A 16,395-nucleotide genomic window follows, 5' to 3' on the forward strand; every position below is an offset into this window, starting at 1 on the left:
ATGTCAACAACAAAAATACAACTGAATACCATTGAAGAAGCTATAGAAGATATTCGTCAGGGTAAAGTCATCATTGTAGTCGATGATGAAGATCGTGAGAATGAAGGTGATTTTTTGGCTGCAGCCGAAAAAGTAACTCCTGAAATGATCAATTTTATGGCTACTCACGGACGCGGTTTAATTTGTGCCCCACTAACAGAAAGTCGTTGCAAAGAATTGGATTTAAGACCAATGGTTACCAATAATACCGATCATATGGAAACTGCTTTTACGGTTTCTGTGGATTTAAAAGGACATGGAGTTACGACGGGAATTTCTGCTGCTGACAGATCTAAGACCGTTTTAGCCTTAACAGATCCAAATATAAAACCACACGAATTAGCAAGACCAGGGCACATTTTTCCTTTGGTAGCTAAACAAGGTGGCGTTTTAAGAAGAACCGGGCACACAGAAGCTGCTATTGATTTTGCAAGATTAGCTGGTTTTAAATCAGCGGGCGTTATTTGTGAAATTCTAAACGAAGACGGAACTATGTCCCGTTTACCTGAATTGGTAAAAGTGGCTAAGAAATTTAATTTAAAATTAGTTTCTATTGAAGATTTAGTGGCTTACAGAATGCAACATGATAGTCTGATTGTCAAAAAAGAAGATTTTGATATTGAGACTCGTTTTGGAACTTTTAGACTCAGAGCTTACGAACAAACAACCAACAAACAAATTCATATTGCTTTAACAAAAGGAACATGGAATCTTGGAGAACCAATCTTAACAAGAATCAATTCTTCGCAGGTAAATAATGATTTACTGGGTACTTTGACCAACAATGCTGAGCAACAATTAGACGATATGTTTAAGGTCATTAATGAAAACGGCAAAGGCGCTGTTCTATTCATTAATCAGGATATGACTGCGATTAACTTACTCAATAGAATTGCAGAACTTAAAGCGCTACAAGCAGAAGGAACAATGAAAGCACCAAAAGTAATCATTGATAGTAAAGATTACGGAATTGGAGCTCAAATTTTACACGATATTGATATTTCTAAAATTAGATTGGTATCAAATACAGAACAGACAAAACGTGTGGGTATGATTGGATACGGACTTGAAATAACAGAATACGTAAGCTACTAAAATATGGGAACTTTAGAAGAAAGAATTATAAAATCAGAAACACGTATTTTTAAAGCGGTTTTCCCTAGTACCACCAATCATTACGATACTTTATTTGGAGGAACGGCATTACATCTCATGGATGAAGTTGCCTTTATTTGTGCGACCCGTTTTAGCCGTAAAAAAGTAGTCACGATATCTACAGGTCAAATTGACTTTAAAAAAGCGATTCCAGCCGGAACTTTAATTGAATTAGTAGCAAAAGTTGATAGCGTTGGAAGAACAAGTTGTAAAATTCACGTAGATATTTTCATGGAACAAATGTATTCTGAACTTCGTGAAACGGTAGTTTCAGGAACCTTTTCGTTTGTTGCAGTTGATGAAAACAAAAAACCAACCCCAATTCTAGACCAGTTGTAATAATTTTTCTCAAAATCTCTTTGTCGGAAATACTGATAATTAGATACTTGAAAATTAACTCAAAAAAATCACTGAAAAAGTTTTTATAATCAGAAAAGCGCACTATATTTGCACTCGCAATCAGCAAATGATCGCAACATACTGGAGAAATGGCAGAGCGGTCGAATGCGGCAGTCTTGAAAACTGTTGACTGTAACAGGTCCGGGGGTTCGAATCCCTCTTTCTCCGCGAAGGCCCGAAAACAAAGGAAAAATTAGATTTTCAAAGTTTTCAAAAATGGCCAAAAAGAGCGGTAAACCCTGCAAATCCAACGATTTGCAGGGTTTTTTCTTTTATACCGCTTTTCAATATTTATAAAATCGAACAAAAACTTTGTGGCGCATTCGTGGCGCATTTTCAAATTTCAAAGTTGCGCCACAAAATTTCATCTTAAGTCCCGATATCAAAGGGGTTAAGCACGTTTACATCTTGTTTAAATGAGGTTATAATTCTACATTTACTAATCTAATAAGTTGAATTATGCTAGAGAACAGCTTTGGGTTGATTTTCTTTTTGAAAGCACCCCGCCACAATGAGAGTAACATTAGAAGTGTCTATTTCAGGATAACCGTTGACGGAATCCCGAAAGAAGCATCCACCAGACGCCAGTGGTACACTGAGCGCTGGAACAAGAAAACCGAGAGAGCAACAGGCACAAAAGAAGATGCGAAGTCGCTGAACTTTTTTCTGGATTCACTCACGGCGAAAATCCATGAAATCAAAGCCGAAATTATGTACACCGGAAAACCCATAACTTCCCAAAAGATTATGGACCATGTCATGGGAAGAATAACTCCCAGAGCCAAGGTGCTGGAAGAATTTCAAAAACACAATGATGAAATGAAAGCCTTGATTGGCAACGGATATACAGAAGCGACACTAGAGAGATTCAATATCACTAAAAATCACGTAACGGCTTTCATTAAATTCAAATACAATACTGGTGATTTTGAATTTGCTGATTTAAATTTTGAATTCATAAAAGACTTTGAGTTCTATCTCCGTACCGTAAGGAAATGCGCAAATAATACCACACTTAAATACATTTCCAACTTCAAGAAAATTGTAATACGAGCCATCGATAAAGAAATCATTATTAAAGATCCCTTTAAGAATTTTAAAGGAAAGAAAATTAAAATTGTAAAGAAGCCTATATCTGCAAAAGAATTGGCTGAACTGGAAAGACGCGAATTTTCGACTGACCGGCTTAATACCGTGCGCGATATTTTTGTTTTCCAGTGTTACACAGGACTTGCTTATATTGATGCATTTCAGCTCCAGAAAGCTGACATAAAAGATGGCGTTGACGGAAATCAGTGGATTTTATCTGAAAGGCAGAAAACAAATTCTACGGCAAGAATCCCGCTTCTTCCAAAGGCGATCGAAATTCTTGAAAAATACAAAGATCATCCGGTTTGTATTAAACGCGGAACTGTACTGCCGGTTTCTTCGAATCAGAAAATGAATGAATACCTAAAGGAGATTGCTGCATTATGCGGTTTTCCATTCACGCTCAATACGCATATGGCACGCAGAACTTTTGGAAGTACTGTAACATTGAATAATAACGTCCCCATTAATGTAGTAAAGGAAATGCTCGGACATTCATCAGTCAAACAGACAGAATCTTACGCTATTACAGAGCAGGCTACTATAGGCCGGGAAATGACATTGCTGAATAAAAGGCTACACCCTGAAAAAACTGAAATGTCACAGGAAGATCTAACAGCACTGATTAGACTGGAGAATGAATTAGAATTAATTAAAGAGAAATATAAGATACCATCCTCTTAGAATATAATCTCTAATATAATTTGATATAAAAAGAAAGAGGTTATCTCAATTGTGAGATAACCTCTTTTGATATAATTCAACTTCGCTTCTATAACCAGGATGATAAGAAGGCATATACTTAATATAGCCCAAATCCTGAAGCTGTTTGAAATATTTATGATAAGTGGGCAGCGTATTGATATGTGACAATAACATGATCTTACGACGGCTGACTTTAATTCTCTGCCTCTCCCCCTGCCTGTAGCCTAAACTTAAAATTGCATTTAAAATAGCCAAATGCCATACGTTGAGCTGCGGATCTTCCATATAAATACATAAGCAATCTATGACTTGGTGTTCGGTCACATTATTAATTTGACTCATCTTTGAAAAGTTTTAGCAAATCTTCTTTATTATAGTAGTACGAGCCAAGAACCTTTTTAAATCGGATTTTCTGTGTCATTCGAAGATTTTGAACCGAACCTGCTGAAATATCAAGCAGTTTCCTGACAGCCTTACTTTTTAACCATTCTGGATCTGACGATTCTTTTTGCTGAGAATTCCTTTCTTTAAATATAGTATGTATCTTATCTAGTAATAGAAGACCAAACTGCCGTAGATCTTCCTTTGTAACAATTTCTTCCATAACATCTTTATTTATGATTCTAAATGAAATAAATGCTGCTCCTTCTATTTTTATTTTTCGTTGGAACATAAAAAAGGTATCCGTATTCATGCAATTCACGCATGCACTTATGATATGTCTTAGGTGACATTATTTTAGCAATCTTTTGAATTTCTATGCTGTATGCTTGTATTGGGTTTATAAAATCTCTGTTTGCGCGAAATTCAAGCAGGGCGGCAAAAATTGCAATGTGAGTTGTGCTTATTCTGAAGTCGCTGTCAATTGCCTGAAAAAATCCGGATAAAAGTTTAAGATTTTCCATAACTATATAAGATATATAAACATCACATGTGATGCGACTTTTTTGCGGTCTGAGTCTCAATGTTCTGCTGCGGTTTTTGCAGCGGACTAATTTTACAGCCGTTTTTAATTTCTGTCAAACTAACTTTCTGCATCCTGTCGTTATAAAAAGTCAAGGTCTTAAAGCGTGGATTTGCTTCCAAAAAAACTTTCATTTCTCTCCCTTGAATCAGAAGCACTGCTTCTTCCCTCCTGCCCTTTTTCAAAGAATCGGCCAAAGATTCGAATTTCTCATAGTCATCATTTTTAAGAGGAATTAATCTTAAAGCATTGCTGAGATTATATCCATACGCTTCGGGAAATTCATGCATTCGATAATTGTCATTAAGGTCTTTATCGTAGAAGTTAAACTGTTTCCAGGTTCCGCTCTTAAGAACTGCTCTTCCTGCAAGCATTTCGTATGCCTCTGCAGCGTTAAAACTCTCAGATTTTTCATTCTTAAAGTAGTGCGTACTGCGGCTAGATGGCGACGAATCTGTATCTAGAATAGATCTGAATCCATCAAACTGGTAAGCCCCTTGTGCATCTTTTACAAATTGCAGTGAATGTTCAAGTCTTTCATTTTCTGAGATATGATAAGAAACGGGAACAGAAAAATTTAACTGCTGTTCCTGCATATGCTCCAATACTTTGCTATAAGCCTCATGAAAACCGCTTTTTATAAGCTGTTCCTCTAAAGTCTTCTTGTTTAATTCCAGATCTCTAACATAATCACGTTTATCTATCCTTTCAAAAACAACAGCACTAATCGCTTCATTTAAAAGCCGGTCAATGATATTAGGATAGACCTGACGCCTCAATTTATTATATTCATGCTTAAGAAATCTCAAAGTTATTTTTTCGTCTACCGCTTTCGTCTTTTTATATTTAAAAAGCAGCATCTTAAAAAATTTCAGTTTCTCTATGCCAAAAGAGCGTTCTATCGGTGGGCTGTTTTGAAATAAAAATTTTAATTTTTCTTCCTTTGACATCCACAATTTTATCTCGTTTTCTACTCTATTGTTTTCAGAAGACATAGCCTATCCTTATTACTGCAGAGCCTTAAACCGATCTACCCGCTTTTTTTGAACGGGAGTTACTGTTCTTTTCCTTCTGAGAGAGCTCATCATCGTTATTATTCTGGCTGTGATCTTTCTGCTTTGACTCAGCCTTTTTTTCCTCCTTGCTTTCGCGATGATTAATTCGTTGTTTATCGCCGTCGTAGACATTCAAAGTTTTAAATTGCGGGTTTGCCTCTACGTACATCTTGCTTTCCACGCCCGCTACAACAAAAGTTACAGACTGCAGGTTTCCTTTTTTTAGCGAGTTTAAAAGATCTTCTTTGTACTTTGGAGTATTGAGTTCTTTAATTGAATGTTTCTCAAGACTTGCTTCCAGATCGTATCCGTAATTTTGATGATATTGCTCTAGCTTAAAATTGGATTTATCATCAGAATTTTTGAAGTCTATTTTCAGCCAAGCATTATAAACTTCTCCTTCTCTGGTTTTTAGGTCCTTATTCACCGAGCGGCCTTCCATTAAATTATAAGCTTCTTTAAGGGTAATATTACTGCTGTTGTTATTAATATAAAAAGTCTGTTCCAATCCTTGTTTGGAATCTTCTTTTTTAAGGTTTACATGATAGGAATTAAAAAAATACAAATCGCTTTGATCTGATTTTTTGAAATTCAGCTTTGCAGTCATGGAATCTGTTCCATAGACACCTTCCTTCATAAGCATAAATTCTGTTTCTCCTTTAAGCATTTTCTCCTTCAAGTCCTGGTCGAACGTTTCTCCAAAGCCGGTATATTTCAGCTGGTCTTTTAAGAACTCTAAATTTTTCTGATTCATGACAATTATTTTTTTTAGTTATTACTCATTTATAAGCCGTTTAGAATATCCAGATTTATCAGATCTTTATTCTTAACATCTATTTCTATATGCCTGCCCCCATTTTTTTCAATAAGCTGTATAGTGAGGTATTTCTTTTCGGGGATCGTAAATTTGGATACCGCATAAACTATATTCACTTCAGATTTGTCCGGAATTACAGAAGAGGCAGAAGTTGAATACAGAGGTATTACCTCTATTTCCTGAGAGGCTGTTCGCTTTGATTTCTTGCGGTCCCTTATAAAAAACCTCAGCTGGTCTATCTCATAATTAATTTTTGAATTATTACCCAGCACAAATCTGAAGTACAAAACGTCCTGATGAATAAATATTCCGGTAACATTCAGTTTCATTTCAAATCTTGAACGTTTTAGTCCTTCTAATTTTTTCTTTTTAGACAAAGCAAGGCTGGCATAGTGCTCAATTTTCTTTTGATTATCGTTCTCCATTGAAAACAAAATATTCCCACTTACAACAGCTGTATTATCGGCTTTAATATTTAAATCAGGACAGGATTCATCATAGTTCAGAACAAATACATACAGCCTATTGTCAGCTGTCACTACAGTGAGGTTAGTCTGATTGAAATTCTCCTTTGCCGCTTTGACCAGTAAAATATTCTCAACTCCTTTGGCTTTCTGCATTAAAACATCCGGACTTCCCTTGTCAATACTTTTAATAGCATATGGAAAAATGATACTGGTAGTTTTCGAATATCCTATCTGAAGATTTTTATACTCTTCCTGATTCAAACCAATTTTTTCATTAATAAACTGCGCATAGCCTGACAGCATTGTCAACAAACAGCATAACATAAAAGTCCAATTTCTAATTTTCATCTTTTTTAGTTTTTTAATTATTCAAATTCTTTTGTTTCTCATCATACAGCAGTACCTGATACCCGGCTTTAACAACTACTTTAATCAGTTTCACTTTTTTACTCATCAGGCTCTTTGCCGCTTCTATTCCCATTCCTGCTGCCTGCGCTCCCCAGGAATCCGTAACTCCGGTCAGCCCTAAGGTCTGAATAGAACGGTCAGCAGAAGCCTTGGCAACATCCCTGTTGATCGCACCTGGAATATAAATCCCGTCAATACCGTCGATATCATACACCGTTAATTCCACCGGAAAAATTGAATTTCGAAACTGAATGTTGTTGATTTTAACTTCCAGCCTCTCCCCTTTTAAAGATGCTATTCCGTATAAAAATGTGTTTTTGGGAATCATAGTGCCTTGCAGAGATATATCACTGCTTAGTCTAAGCTTGACCACAGACCCGTTGACGATGGTCTGAGTTTCATGGATCACTGCCCCTATTGAATTTTGCTGTTTCTCCTCGTGCTCCAGACTCTCATCAGCTGTATAAAAGGAATTACTCTTTAAAGAACTTGAGATAGAATTATCCTTCTGAAGCAATGTTGTATTATCTTCTTCTTTTTTACGGTTAACCGTAAAGATTTTTCCTTTTTTATTATCTGAAGACTCTTTTAGTCTTTCCTGCACACGCGATGGATGTTGAATATCCAGTATGTTCTCAAGCATTCCTCCAAGCTGTTTGAGTTCCGGGTCAGGTTCCTGTGATTCTCCCATCTTGCTCATCATATGCTCTAAGTTCTTTATCTCATCGGAAACTCCTTTTGATGAGCCGTAGTTTTCAAACTCTCTCATGTCCTGATCGTAATTTTCAGTTACAGCTCGCTGGCTGATTGCTTTTTGAAGGGCCTGCAGTTTTTGGTAAACTTTCTGTTCGTTCCTGTTTTGAAATGATGACGAATTAAAACCTGTTTTGTCTTTTTGAAATCGTTGAACTTCAAAATCCGTATCTGAAAACTCTCCTATAGATTCTTGTACTATTTTTTGATTGGAATAATTAGGATCCTTTTTGATCTGTTCCTGAAGTTTAATAGAATCTACTGCTGCCTGATCATAATAACTCATTTTATCAAGTGCTGAATCTTCTTTAAATTTTGGAAGAGGCAGATTAAAATTAAATCCCTTTTTAATTTCATCTTTTCCTCCCATCGCTTCCATTTTTCCTCCTCCCAAAGTGTAAAACAGAATAGTGACGAAAGGAAGTGTTATAAGGGGCAGAACCAGAAGCATTTTTCGCTTTTTGGATTCTTTGGGTGATATTGTTTTATGTTCCATAATTTTACTTTTTAAAATTGATAGTTCTAATTTTTGAAATGGCAGCTGTCTTTTGAGCGGTTGGAAAATCACTTTCTGAAAATGCTGTATAAATGTTATAGATAAAGTAACTTCCTGTTAGAATGGTAAATGAAATCAGAAGGCAGATAAGCTTTCTTCTGGAAAGACCATTGATTAGTACATCCATTTTCTGAGCCCATTTTGTCTGTGCAGAACGATAATACCTGTGATACACAAAAGGCGTTTTCTGTTTTTGGAATAGTGATTTCATCAACGTCTATTTTCTATTATCAAATGTTAGATCTTTGTTTTCGATGGTATTGAAGCGTTCAATTAAAAAACCGTGGGGATTATTATCGCTTCTTGAGACATTGCGAAGAGACCCTTCTGTTACAAGGTTTCTTTTCAGAATGCTGGTTGTTCTTATAATGTTCTGTTTTGCAAAACATTTAAAGCGGTACGGATAATCACGCGTATCAATCGCGATACTGTCAATTTGAATGGTCTGACTGATATTGCCCGAGATAATTCCGGAGTAAAATCCGTTTTCTTTCAGGTCATCATAAATACGTTTTGCACTGTCATCAGCCAGATAAAGCGCTTTTGTAACGTTGGTTTTAATAACTTTATCATCAGGATCAAGGGTAAAGAAAAACTTGTGAAATGTCTTTACATGATCTCTTGCTTCCACCGGTACATTATCTTTTCTCTCCGACGCGTAAGCTTCAAGCGCTTTGCCATTTGCCAGTATATAAACCTTATCCTGCATCTGGGTTACCGACTCAAAACTTTTATAAAGTGTATAACAGCATATCATAATACATCCCACAATAACCAGCATCGTAAAGCCTCTGACATATTTAAAAGCGGTATCAATATTTTTCATTTTGGTAAACATGAGCAGATTTTTTTTGATTATTTTGAATTCCCTTTAAGCCTGTCGCTCATATAGTTTCCTTTCTCCTCAAAATAAGGAGCACTTCCTGTCGATGATGACATGCTTTGAGACATCCGCCCTGCTGCATTTCCCATTGAATCCATCACCATACCGGCTCCCGTTGATGTTTTGGAAACTACTGAACTGGTTGAATTACTAAAGAGTCCGGTAACTTTCTGACCTAAGGCACCTCCTCCGGCAGCGTGGACTATATAGTTGGCTACCGATGGAACCGTAAAATATCCTATGATTCCGATAATCATAAAAATCAAGTAAGACGGACTTATGGGACATTCTTTTGGAGGTTATGAAACAGCATACATTTCGGGGAAGAGTGATATGTTTGCAGCTGCCGTTGCTGGTGCTGCCCCGATAGATCTGAACAGCTTTTACCATGCGATAAACTGGCGTACAGGAAAACCACATATGATAAAGTTTAAAGTTGGACAGTTTAGACTAGGTGTGTCTGCTTTTCAAATGCCACTTACTTATTTAAATAATTCTCCGCTGACCAATGCAGAGAATATTAATAAACCGCTGCTCTTATGGAGTGGAAAAAATGACCAGCAGGTTGACTGGCACCAGAGTATTGAACTTTATCTTGCAATGCATCGTCTCCAGAAAAACAATATCATGCTCCTCTATCCAGAGGAAGAACACTCTTTCTCTGATCCTTCAAATCAAAAAGATCTTTCTATTAGAATACTACAGTGGTTCAATCACTTTTTGAAAGGTGAAAAGACTGCCGAATGGATTGAAAATCGGGGATAATAAACATACAATGCAGTTCATTTAGAACTGCATTGTTTTTAAAGATTGTTTAAATTAATTATGGCATGTAAAGTGTTTCAGCACAGTTGTTAGCTTTACCAAAAGCAGTCTGTCCATTTGCCTTGCAGATTGGATTATTGCTATTGTCAGAACATTGAACCTGCACATCACAGACTCCTGACAGACTATTGATATAGCCGTCACGAGGTGCTAATTTAGAAGCACTTTGCATTGAGGTGGTGAAGAACGCACCTGAAATTCCCAATACTACCGCGGCAGTAAAAGGCATTGTTGATTTTAAAAATGTCTTTTTCATAATAGTTAATATTAAATTAAATATTGATCTACTTTTTTTAGCAGGTGTTGATCTCTTTCCTGCCACCAGCGCCGGTATATTAAAATTTACTATTTATCTTTCAGATGTTCTCTCAAAATCCCTTTAAAGGCATAAACATCAAGGTTGTTACCGCTGAGAATATATAGATGTGTATTTGTTGCACGTATATCTTTTATCTTTTGACTATTTTCAGTAAAAAGAGGAAAACTCATCAGGTAAATCCCTTTGTCAATATCATATACATCGACTATTGATGCTGTTTTCCAAATCTTTTCGTCTTCATAACGGCCTGGAACTTTTGAATGTATAAACAACAAGTTCTGCTTGGTAGCTGACAGCGCATTTACAAAAAAAGGCGGGGCACTTAAACGGCGTTCGGTATGGTCTTTTAAATCAGAAACTTTTATCTTCGCGTGGCTGATTGTATCAATTGTATTTGCTCTTTTATATTTCCCTGTCTTATCAGAAATTATAAACTCATTGCGATAATAATATATGTATACTATTTCATGGTGGTCATCATTATAAAGCAGCATCCCGTCAGTATCGAAAATACCGTCAATCTGCTTCTGTAGAAGTGCCGGAAAATATTTAGTAGTTGGTTCAGAATTTACACTATATATACCAAGCTGATGTCCTGAATTGGGTCCTGTATTATTTCGAAATGCCAAACTTATACTGTCAATAGGTTCAGCTGTTGTGAAACGTGGAATATTTTTTAGTTCACCAGTAACTTTCCAATCTACAATACTTCCTTTGTAAACGCTTGGAACTGTACCATCTATTAAATAAAAATTTGGCGCTTTCACCTTAACAAAAATCTTACGGAAAGGTTCACCGTGGTCAATAAATTTAATTCTATGCTCTTCACTCTGATTTTTAAGGGTATCTATACTTAAAATCCCAAAAGGATCCGTTAAATTCCCCAGATAAATTTTACTTTCACTTACACCTGCAAAATAATATGAGTTAAATTTTAAATCCTTACTATAAACCATTTTCACAGTCTTTCTAATGTAGCGACGGATAAAAGGATTACTTTTATGAATGATCTCTTCTGAGCTTAAGAACAAAACAATTACAGCAGCAATGCTGAAAAACATTATGAGTCCAGCCCTTCTTAACTTTATTTGCATTGTAATACTTGATTGCATATTGGTTTGAAAATCATCGTAACACCCCAGACCAATTAAGGCGAGCATTATAAAAAAGAAATTAAAAACAAGATGAACATTCCACGACATCTTCTCTAGGATACCTCCGCATGAACATGGTACAAAAGAACTAAAATGAAGTACTATAAAAATATAACCAGTAAACATTGTCATCAGGCATAGAGCTGCATACAGGCCTGCAAAACGTGATTTTGGAAAAAGAAGCATTAACGAGATAATGAACTCTATTAAAGGCACTAAAATAGAAATCCATCCCGCAAAAGCGCTGAGAAGGGGAGACTGTGCAAGTTGTACCCTAAAGGTCTCAAACTCTACTATTTTATTTACAGCTGCATAGACAAAAAGCAGGATAAACAAAAAGCTTACAATTGAAACTATACTGTTGTTAAATCTAGAGATTTCCATATGCATTGTAATTTTTTTAATCCAAAAAAACATTAAACAAATTTAAATCAGTAATTTAACATATAAGACATTAAAAATAAACCAAAAAACATCAAAAGCATGCCAATTTTCATTTTAGAATCTTAGAAAAAAGAATGCTTTACAGATTTAAATCCATAAAGCATCTTCATGTTTTCAGTTTTCTTTTGTCTATTACTTACTATCTTCAATAAAGCTCAAAAGCTTCTGATTAAGTTCCACAAGTCCAGCCTTCTGAAGACATTCCTGCGAGACATTTTTCAGTTCGATAAGTTCCTCCTCTGCAATGCTTCCCATAAGACTCCCTTCATCTTTTTCCAGCAGCAATCCCCTTTCAATAAAGTGGGATAACAGCAGTACATTTTTGCGTGAAATTTTCAGATCAATCTTCACCGGTTCACTCATGCCTGGGATACTCAATACAGTATCAAATACCATGGCTGCATAATTCTTTGCACTCATAATTTCAGCATTTTTAAATTAATAATTCGAAGCCTAAAGGTATTAATGACGGATCAAAGCATCATAAGCATAATTTACCTGTGACAGGTTATATTCATTTCGACTACCTAAATTCGTATAAGTTTTTTGAAAAAGTCTGAAGTACACTCTCAGACTCTAAAAGATTGCCACGTTCCTGCAATCTGCAAGATGTCCGGTTGTATCACAACCGATATCTTGCCGCCCCTTTACTCGGAACTCGTTGGCGGTGAAACCAAAAGGAAAATAGTTTGTGAAATGAAAAAGATGAATGATGGAAGAAGAGAACAAAAACAGAACTAAATGGCTGCATCTAAGACTGACTAGCACCGAATATGAAATGCTGAAGAAACAGTTTGGTAAATCAACCTGTAGAAAACTAAGCGATTATGCCAGAAAAAATCTGTTACATAAACCTGTGGTTTTGAAATACCGAAACGAATCACTTGATGAATTAATGAGTGAGCTTATAATCCTTCGAAAAGATTTAAATGCCATTGGAAACAATTTCAATCAGGCAGTTAAAAAGCTTCATACCCTTGTACAGATTTCAGAATTTAAACACTGGATTACGGTTTATGAATTAGAGAAAAAAATACTGTTTAATTCTGTAAATAAAATAAAAAAACACATAGAAAATCTCAGTAAAAAATGGTTGCAGTCATAAATACAGGGCGCTCAATCAGAGCCATTTTCAACTACAATGAGAACAAAGTTTCCATGGGTGCAGCAAAGTGCATCGGAGAAGGAAATTATCCAATGGACGCAGAGGACATGAGTTTGAGTTTTAAATTAAATCTGTTTTTAAAACAGCTTGAACTCAATGAAAATGTTATCCGAAACAGTGTGCATATATCGCTAAATTTTGATCTGTCAGAAAAAGAATTATCAAAAGAAAAACTCATGGAAATTGCAGGTACTTATATGGATAAAATTGGTTTTGGGCGCCAGCCTTATTTAGTTTACCAGCATCATGATGCCGGACATCCGCACATCCATATTGTCTCCATAAAAGTAAAAGCAGACGGCAGCAGAATAGACATGCAGAATATTGGAAAAAATCAGTCTGAAACAGCACGAAAGGAAATTGAAACACAATTCAATTTGGTACGTGCGGAAAGTAAAAAAAAGATAACCACAATAGATTTAAAACCATTGAATATTCATAAAATCGAGTATGGTGTCTCAGATTCAAAAAAAGCAATCGCCGGTATTTTAAATGCCGTAATACCACATTATAAATTTACAACTATTGGAGAATTAAATGCAGTATTGAACCTGTACAATGTTTCAGTATTACAGGGAAAAGAGGATTCTAAAATGTTTCTTCACAAAGGATTATTATACCAGATTATTGATGCAGACAAAAAACCAATCGGAGTTCCAATAAAAGCAAGCAGCTTTCATTTCAAGCCTACCATGAAGGCTCTTGAACAAAAATTTGAAGCTAATAAAAAATCACGGGTTCGTGACATGAAAAGAGTCAGAAATAGCATTGACATGGCATTTTTAAAAAACAGCAATATAAACCTAGAGGAGCTGGAAAAAAAATTACTCAAAGAAGGTATGGCTGTAATTTACAGGCAAAACCCTCAAGGTCAAGTCCATGGAATTACATATGTAGACCATACTACAAAATGCATTTTTAATGGCAGTGCATTGGGCGTTCAATATGCAGCAAAAGCAATGCTGGAAAGATGCGGTAATGTAAGGGTTAAACCTGACGGAAATAAATATGAAAACAAAATGCAGAAGGAAGAAGGAATTAAAAATCCTGCTTTTATTTCTGAGAAAGAATTACAAAAGATAATCGACAGCATTTTACAGCCTAAATATACGTCCGAATATATTCCCGCCAGCTTAAAAAGCAGACGAAAAAAAAGAAAAAGAAAAGGGCAGTCCGACAATTAATTTAACACTAAAGCCATGGCGATGCAGACAGGAGAAAATGATCAGGCACTTAGAAAAATTTTAGATATGACCAGGCTCATAAGCATAACGCTTTTGGCTATTCACTTCTATTATTACGGTTATTCGGTTTTTAAACATTGGGAACTAGTCAGCCCATTTAGCGATAAGATTTTACACAACATTTACAATACAGAGCTTTTCAGTAATTTTCATAAAACAAAGTTTTTTGCCTTGGGTCTACTACTCATTTCATTACTCGGTGTAAAAGGAAGAAAAGATGAAAAACTGCAGTTAAAAACGGCATTAAATTACATCCTGGCAGGACTGATTTTGTATTTTATAAGTTACCTGTTTTTGCTGACAGTTCTTAGTCCAGTTTTTAAAATTGCAGGTTATATTATATCTACTTCAATAGGATATCTTATGATGCTTTCCGGAGGTACGCTTCTGTCAAGAATTATCAGTCGAAAATTAAATCATAAAGATATTTTCAACAAAGAAAATGAAACTTTCCCACAGGAAGAACGGCTTATAGAAAACGAATACTCTGTTAACCTTCCGGCTTGTTATTATTTAAAAGATAAAGTCCGAAACAGCTGGATTAATATTATCAATCCTTTTCGATCGCTTCTGGTTCCGGGAACACCAGGTTCGGGGAAATCTTATTTTGTAATTCGCCATGTAATTACCCAGCATATTCAAAAAGGATTCAGTATGTTCGTTTACGATTTTAAATTCGCTGATCTAACCATCATTGCTTATAATACCTGGCTGAAATACCGACATCTTTATGCTGTTGAACCCAAATTTTACATGATTAATTTCGATGATCTGAGCCGCACCCACAGATGCAACCCTCTGTATCCTGAATCGATGACGGACATTACTGATGCAGCGGAATCAGCAAGAACTATTCTACTGGGACTAAACCGGGAATGGATTAAAAAACAGGGTGACTTTTTTGTGGAATCACCTATCAATTTTCTCACAGCTATTATATGGTATTTACGAAAATATAATGATGGGGAATTCTGCACTCTTCCGCACGTTATTGAACTCATGCAGCTGGATTACGACAGTCTCTTTACACTGCTGAGAACAGAAAAAGAAATTGAAGTGCTTATCAATCCATTTATCAGCGCTTACCTTAAGGATGTTAGTGAGCAGCTTGAGGGACAAATTGCCTCTGCCAAAATTTCCATGGCAAGGCTTTCTTCCCCGCAGCTGTACTATGTACTTTCAGGGAATGACTTTACTTTGGACATTAATAACCCGCTTAAACCTAAGATTGTATGCATGGGAAATAACCCCCAGAAAATACAAACTTACGGCGCAGTTTTATCACTTTATGTAAGCCGTTTAATCAAGCAGGTCAATCAAAAAGGAAAACTCAAAAGCAGCCTGATATTTGATGAATTTCCTACAATTTATCTTAACAATATGGACAGCTTAATTGCTACGGCAAGAAGCAATAAAGTAGCGACCTGTTTAGGAATACAGGACTTCAGTCAGCTTAGAAAAGATTATGGACGGGAACAGGCGGATGTGATCTTAAATATTACAGGAAACATCATAAGCGGTCAGGTCACCGGTGATACAGCCAAACAGCTTTCCGAACGATTTGGAAAAATTATGCAGGACCGCGAAAGCTTGTCTATTAACAGTGCAGACACTTCGATCAGCCGTTCCAAACAGTTGGAATCTGCCGTACCCGCTTCCAAAATTTCTTCTTTAAGTTCAGGGGAATTTGTAGGTATTGTAGCCGATAATCCTGATTGTAAAATCGAGCTGAAAACCTTTCACTCCGAGATTATAAACGATAATGATGCGCTTAAAAAGGAACAGGATAATTATCAGGACATTCCCATAATCCGAAGAATTGACAGTATCATGGTGCAGCGAAATTACATGCAGATTAAACAAGATGTGCAGGATATTATGCATGCCGAAATGGAGCGTCTGCTCAGTGATCCTGCACTGACTTATCTGGTCATAAAAAAATAAATAAAAAACT

At 36.0% G+C, this 16,395-nt stretch carries 20 protein-coding genes and 1 tRNA gene; 8 read left to right on the forward strand and 13 right to left on the reverse strand.

What is annotated here, in order from left to right:
* From ribB to ACQY44_RS18740, 4 genes are all read left to right on the forward strand, one after another.
* Window positions 1-1,134 carry a 3,4-dihydroxy-2-butanone-4-phosphate synthase gene (gene ribB, locus ACQY44_RS18725; protein WP_428231820.1) on the forward strand — a complete coding sequence of 378 codons (1,134 nt, stop codon included), beginning with the start codon at window positions 1-3 and terminating at the stop codon, window positions 1,132-1,134.
* Between the two features lie 3 nt (window positions 1,135-1,137).
* On the forward strand, window positions 1,138-1,533 hold the full coding sequence (locus tag ACQY44_RS18730; protein ID WP_428231821.1) for an acyl-CoA thioesterase: 396 nt from the start codon (window positions 1,138-1,140) through the stop codon (window positions 1,531-1,533).
* 143 nt (window positions 1,534-1,676) lie between these two features.
* Window positions 1,677-1,761 (forward strand) — tRNA-Ser (locus tag ACQY44_RS18735).
* 291 nt (window positions 1,762-2,052) lie between these two features.
* Window positions 2,053-3,366 (forward strand): site-specific integrase, encoded by a 1,314-nt coding sequence (locus ACQY44_RS18740; RefSeq protein ID WP_428231822.1) that lies wholly within the window; start codon window positions 2,053-2,055, stop codon window positions 3,364-3,366.
* A gap of 45 nt (window positions 3,367-3,411) precedes the next feature.
* Here the strand turns inward: ACQY44_RS18740 and ACQY44_RS18745 are convergent, their stop codons facing one another.
* The 10 genes from ACQY44_RS18745 to ACQY44_RS18790 are packed head-to-tail and all read right to left on the reverse strand — an operon-like array spanning window position 3,412 to window position 9,547.
* Window positions 3,412-3,729, reverse strand: coding sequence for a hypothetical protein (locus tag ACQY44_RS18745; RefSeq protein WP_428231823.1), 318 nt, complete (start codon window positions 3,727-3,729; stop codon window positions 3,412-3,414).
* Window positions 3,716-3,991 (reverse strand): helix-turn-helix domain-containing protein, encoded by a 276-nt coding sequence (locus ACQY44_RS18750; protein ID WP_428231824.1) that lies wholly within the window; start codon window positions 3,989-3,991, stop codon window positions 3,716-3,718. The genes ACQY44_RS18745 and ACQY44_RS18750 overlap by 14 nt, the downstream gene beginning before the upstream one ends.
* A gap of 19 nt (window positions 3,992-4,010) precedes the next feature.
* On the reverse strand, window positions 4,011-4,292 hold the full coding sequence (locus tag ACQY44_RS18755) for a hypothetical protein (protein ID WP_428231825.1): 282 nt from the start codon (window positions 4,290-4,292) through the stop codon (window positions 4,011-4,013).
* A 22-nt stretch (window positions 4,293-4,314) separates the two neighbouring features.
* Window positions 4,315-5,346: a hypothetical protein gene (locus ACQY44_RS18760; RefSeq protein ID WP_428231826.1), complete on the reverse strand. Its 1,032-nt coding sequence runs from the start codon at window positions 5,344-5,346 to the stop codon at window positions 4,315-4,317.
* 25 nt (window positions 5,347-5,371) lie between these two features.
* A complete protein-coding gene (locus ACQY44_RS18765) occupies window positions 5,372-6,160 on the reverse strand; it encodes a hypothetical protein (RefSeq protein WP_428231827.1) in 789 nt (262 codons plus the stop codon).
* Between the two features lie 29 nt (window positions 6,161-6,189).
* The gene (gene traN / locus ACQY44_RS18770) at window positions 6,190-7,038 is read right to left on the reverse strand and encodes a conjugative transposon protein TraN (RefSeq protein ID WP_428231828.1); all 849 of its coding nucleotides are present in this window, start codon (window positions 7,036-7,038) and stop codon (window positions 6,190-6,192) included.
* A gap of 13 nt (window positions 7,039-7,051) precedes the next feature.
* Window positions 7,052-8,347, reverse strand: coding sequence for a conjugative transposon protein TraM (traM, locus tag ACQY44_RS18775; protein ID WP_428231829.1), 1,296 nt, complete (start codon window positions 8,345-8,347; stop codon window positions 7,052-7,054).
* A gap of 4 nt (window positions 8,348-8,351) precedes the next feature.
* Window positions 8,352-8,618, reverse strand: coding sequence for a hypothetical protein (locus ACQY44_RS18780; RefSeq protein ID WP_428231830.1), 267 nt, complete (start codon window positions 8,616-8,618; stop codon window positions 8,352-8,354).
* A gap of 6 nt (window positions 8,619-8,624) precedes the next feature.
* The gene (gene traK / locus ACQY44_RS18785) at window positions 8,625-9,245 is read right to left on the reverse strand and encodes a conjugative transposon protein TraK (protein WP_428231831.1); all 621 of its coding nucleotides are present in this window, start codon (window positions 9,243-9,245) and stop codon (window positions 8,625-8,627) included.
* Between the two features lie 17 nt (window positions 9,246-9,262).
* Window positions 9,263-9,547, reverse strand: a complete 285-nt coding sequence (locus ACQY44_RS18790; protein ID WP_428231832.1) for a hypothetical protein — start codon at window positions 9,545-9,547, stop codon at window positions 9,263-9,265.
* A gap of 22 nt (window positions 9,548-9,569) precedes the next feature.
* On the opposite strand from ACQY44_RS18790, the gene ACQY44_RS18795 reads away from it, so the two are divergent.
* On the forward strand, window positions 9,570-10,055 hold the full coding sequence (locus tag ACQY44_RS18795; RefSeq protein ID WP_428231833.1) for an alpha/beta hydrolase family protein: 486 nt from the start codon (window positions 9,570-9,572) through the stop codon (window positions 10,053-10,055).
* Between the two features lie 58 nt (window positions 10,056-10,113).
* Here the strand turns inward: ACQY44_RS18795 and ACQY44_RS18800 are convergent, their stop codons facing one another.
* The 3 genes from ACQY44_RS18800 to ACQY44_RS18810 all read right to left on the reverse strand — a co-directional run bounded on the left by ACQY44_RS18800 (window position 10,114) and on the right by ACQY44_RS18810 (window position 12,452).
* Window positions 10,114-10,344, reverse strand: a complete 231-nt coding sequence (locus ACQY44_RS18800) for a hypothetical protein (RefSeq protein WP_428231834.1) — start codon at window positions 10,342-10,344, stop codon at window positions 10,114-10,116.
* Window positions 10,345-10,460: 116 nt separating this feature from the next.
* Entirely contained in the window at window positions 10,461-11,978 is a 1,518-nt protein-coding gene (locus ACQY44_RS18805) for a DoxX family protein (protein ID WP_428231835.1), read from the reverse strand.
* 186 nt (window positions 11,979-12,164) lie between these two features.
* The gene (locus ACQY44_RS18810; protein WP_428231836.1) at window positions 12,165-12,452 is read right to left on the reverse strand and encodes a hypothetical protein; all 288 of its coding nucleotides are present in this window, start codon (window positions 12,450-12,452) and stop codon (window positions 12,165-12,167) included.
* Between the two features lie 292 nt (window positions 12,453-12,744).
* Here ACQY44_RS18810 and ACQY44_RS18815 point away from each other — a divergent pair, with 292 nt between their 5' ends.
* From ACQY44_RS18815 to mobC, 3 genes are read left to right on the forward strand one after another with little or no spacing between them, the layout of a single operon-like run.
* Complete coding sequence (locus tag ACQY44_RS18815; RefSeq protein ID WP_428231837.1) at window positions 12,745-13,137, forward strand: plasmid mobilization protein; 393 nt, start codon at window positions 12,745-12,747, stop codon at window positions 13,135-13,137.
* On the forward strand, window positions 13,122-14,381 hold the full coding sequence (locus ACQY44_RS18820) for a relaxase/mobilization nuclease domain-containing protein (protein WP_428231838.1): 1,260 nt from the start codon (window positions 13,122-13,124) through the stop codon (window positions 14,379-14,381). Before ACQY44_RS18815 ends, ACQY44_RS18820 begins: the two co-directional genes overlap by 16 nt.
* 21 nt (window positions 14,382-14,402) lie before the next feature.
* Window positions 14,403-16,385, forward strand: coding sequence for a conjugal transfer protein MobC (mobC, locus tag ACQY44_RS18825; protein WP_428232147.1), 1,983 nt, complete (start codon window positions 14,403-14,405; stop codon window positions 16,383-16,385).
* Window positions 16,386-16,395 lie beyond the last annotated feature (10 nt).

The sequence above is a fragment of the Flavobacterium sp. genome, from assembly GCF_965277525.1.
In the GTDB taxonomy this organism is placed as follows: Bacteria; Bacteroidota; Bacteroidia; order Flavobacteriales; family Flavobacteriaceae; genus Flavobacterium.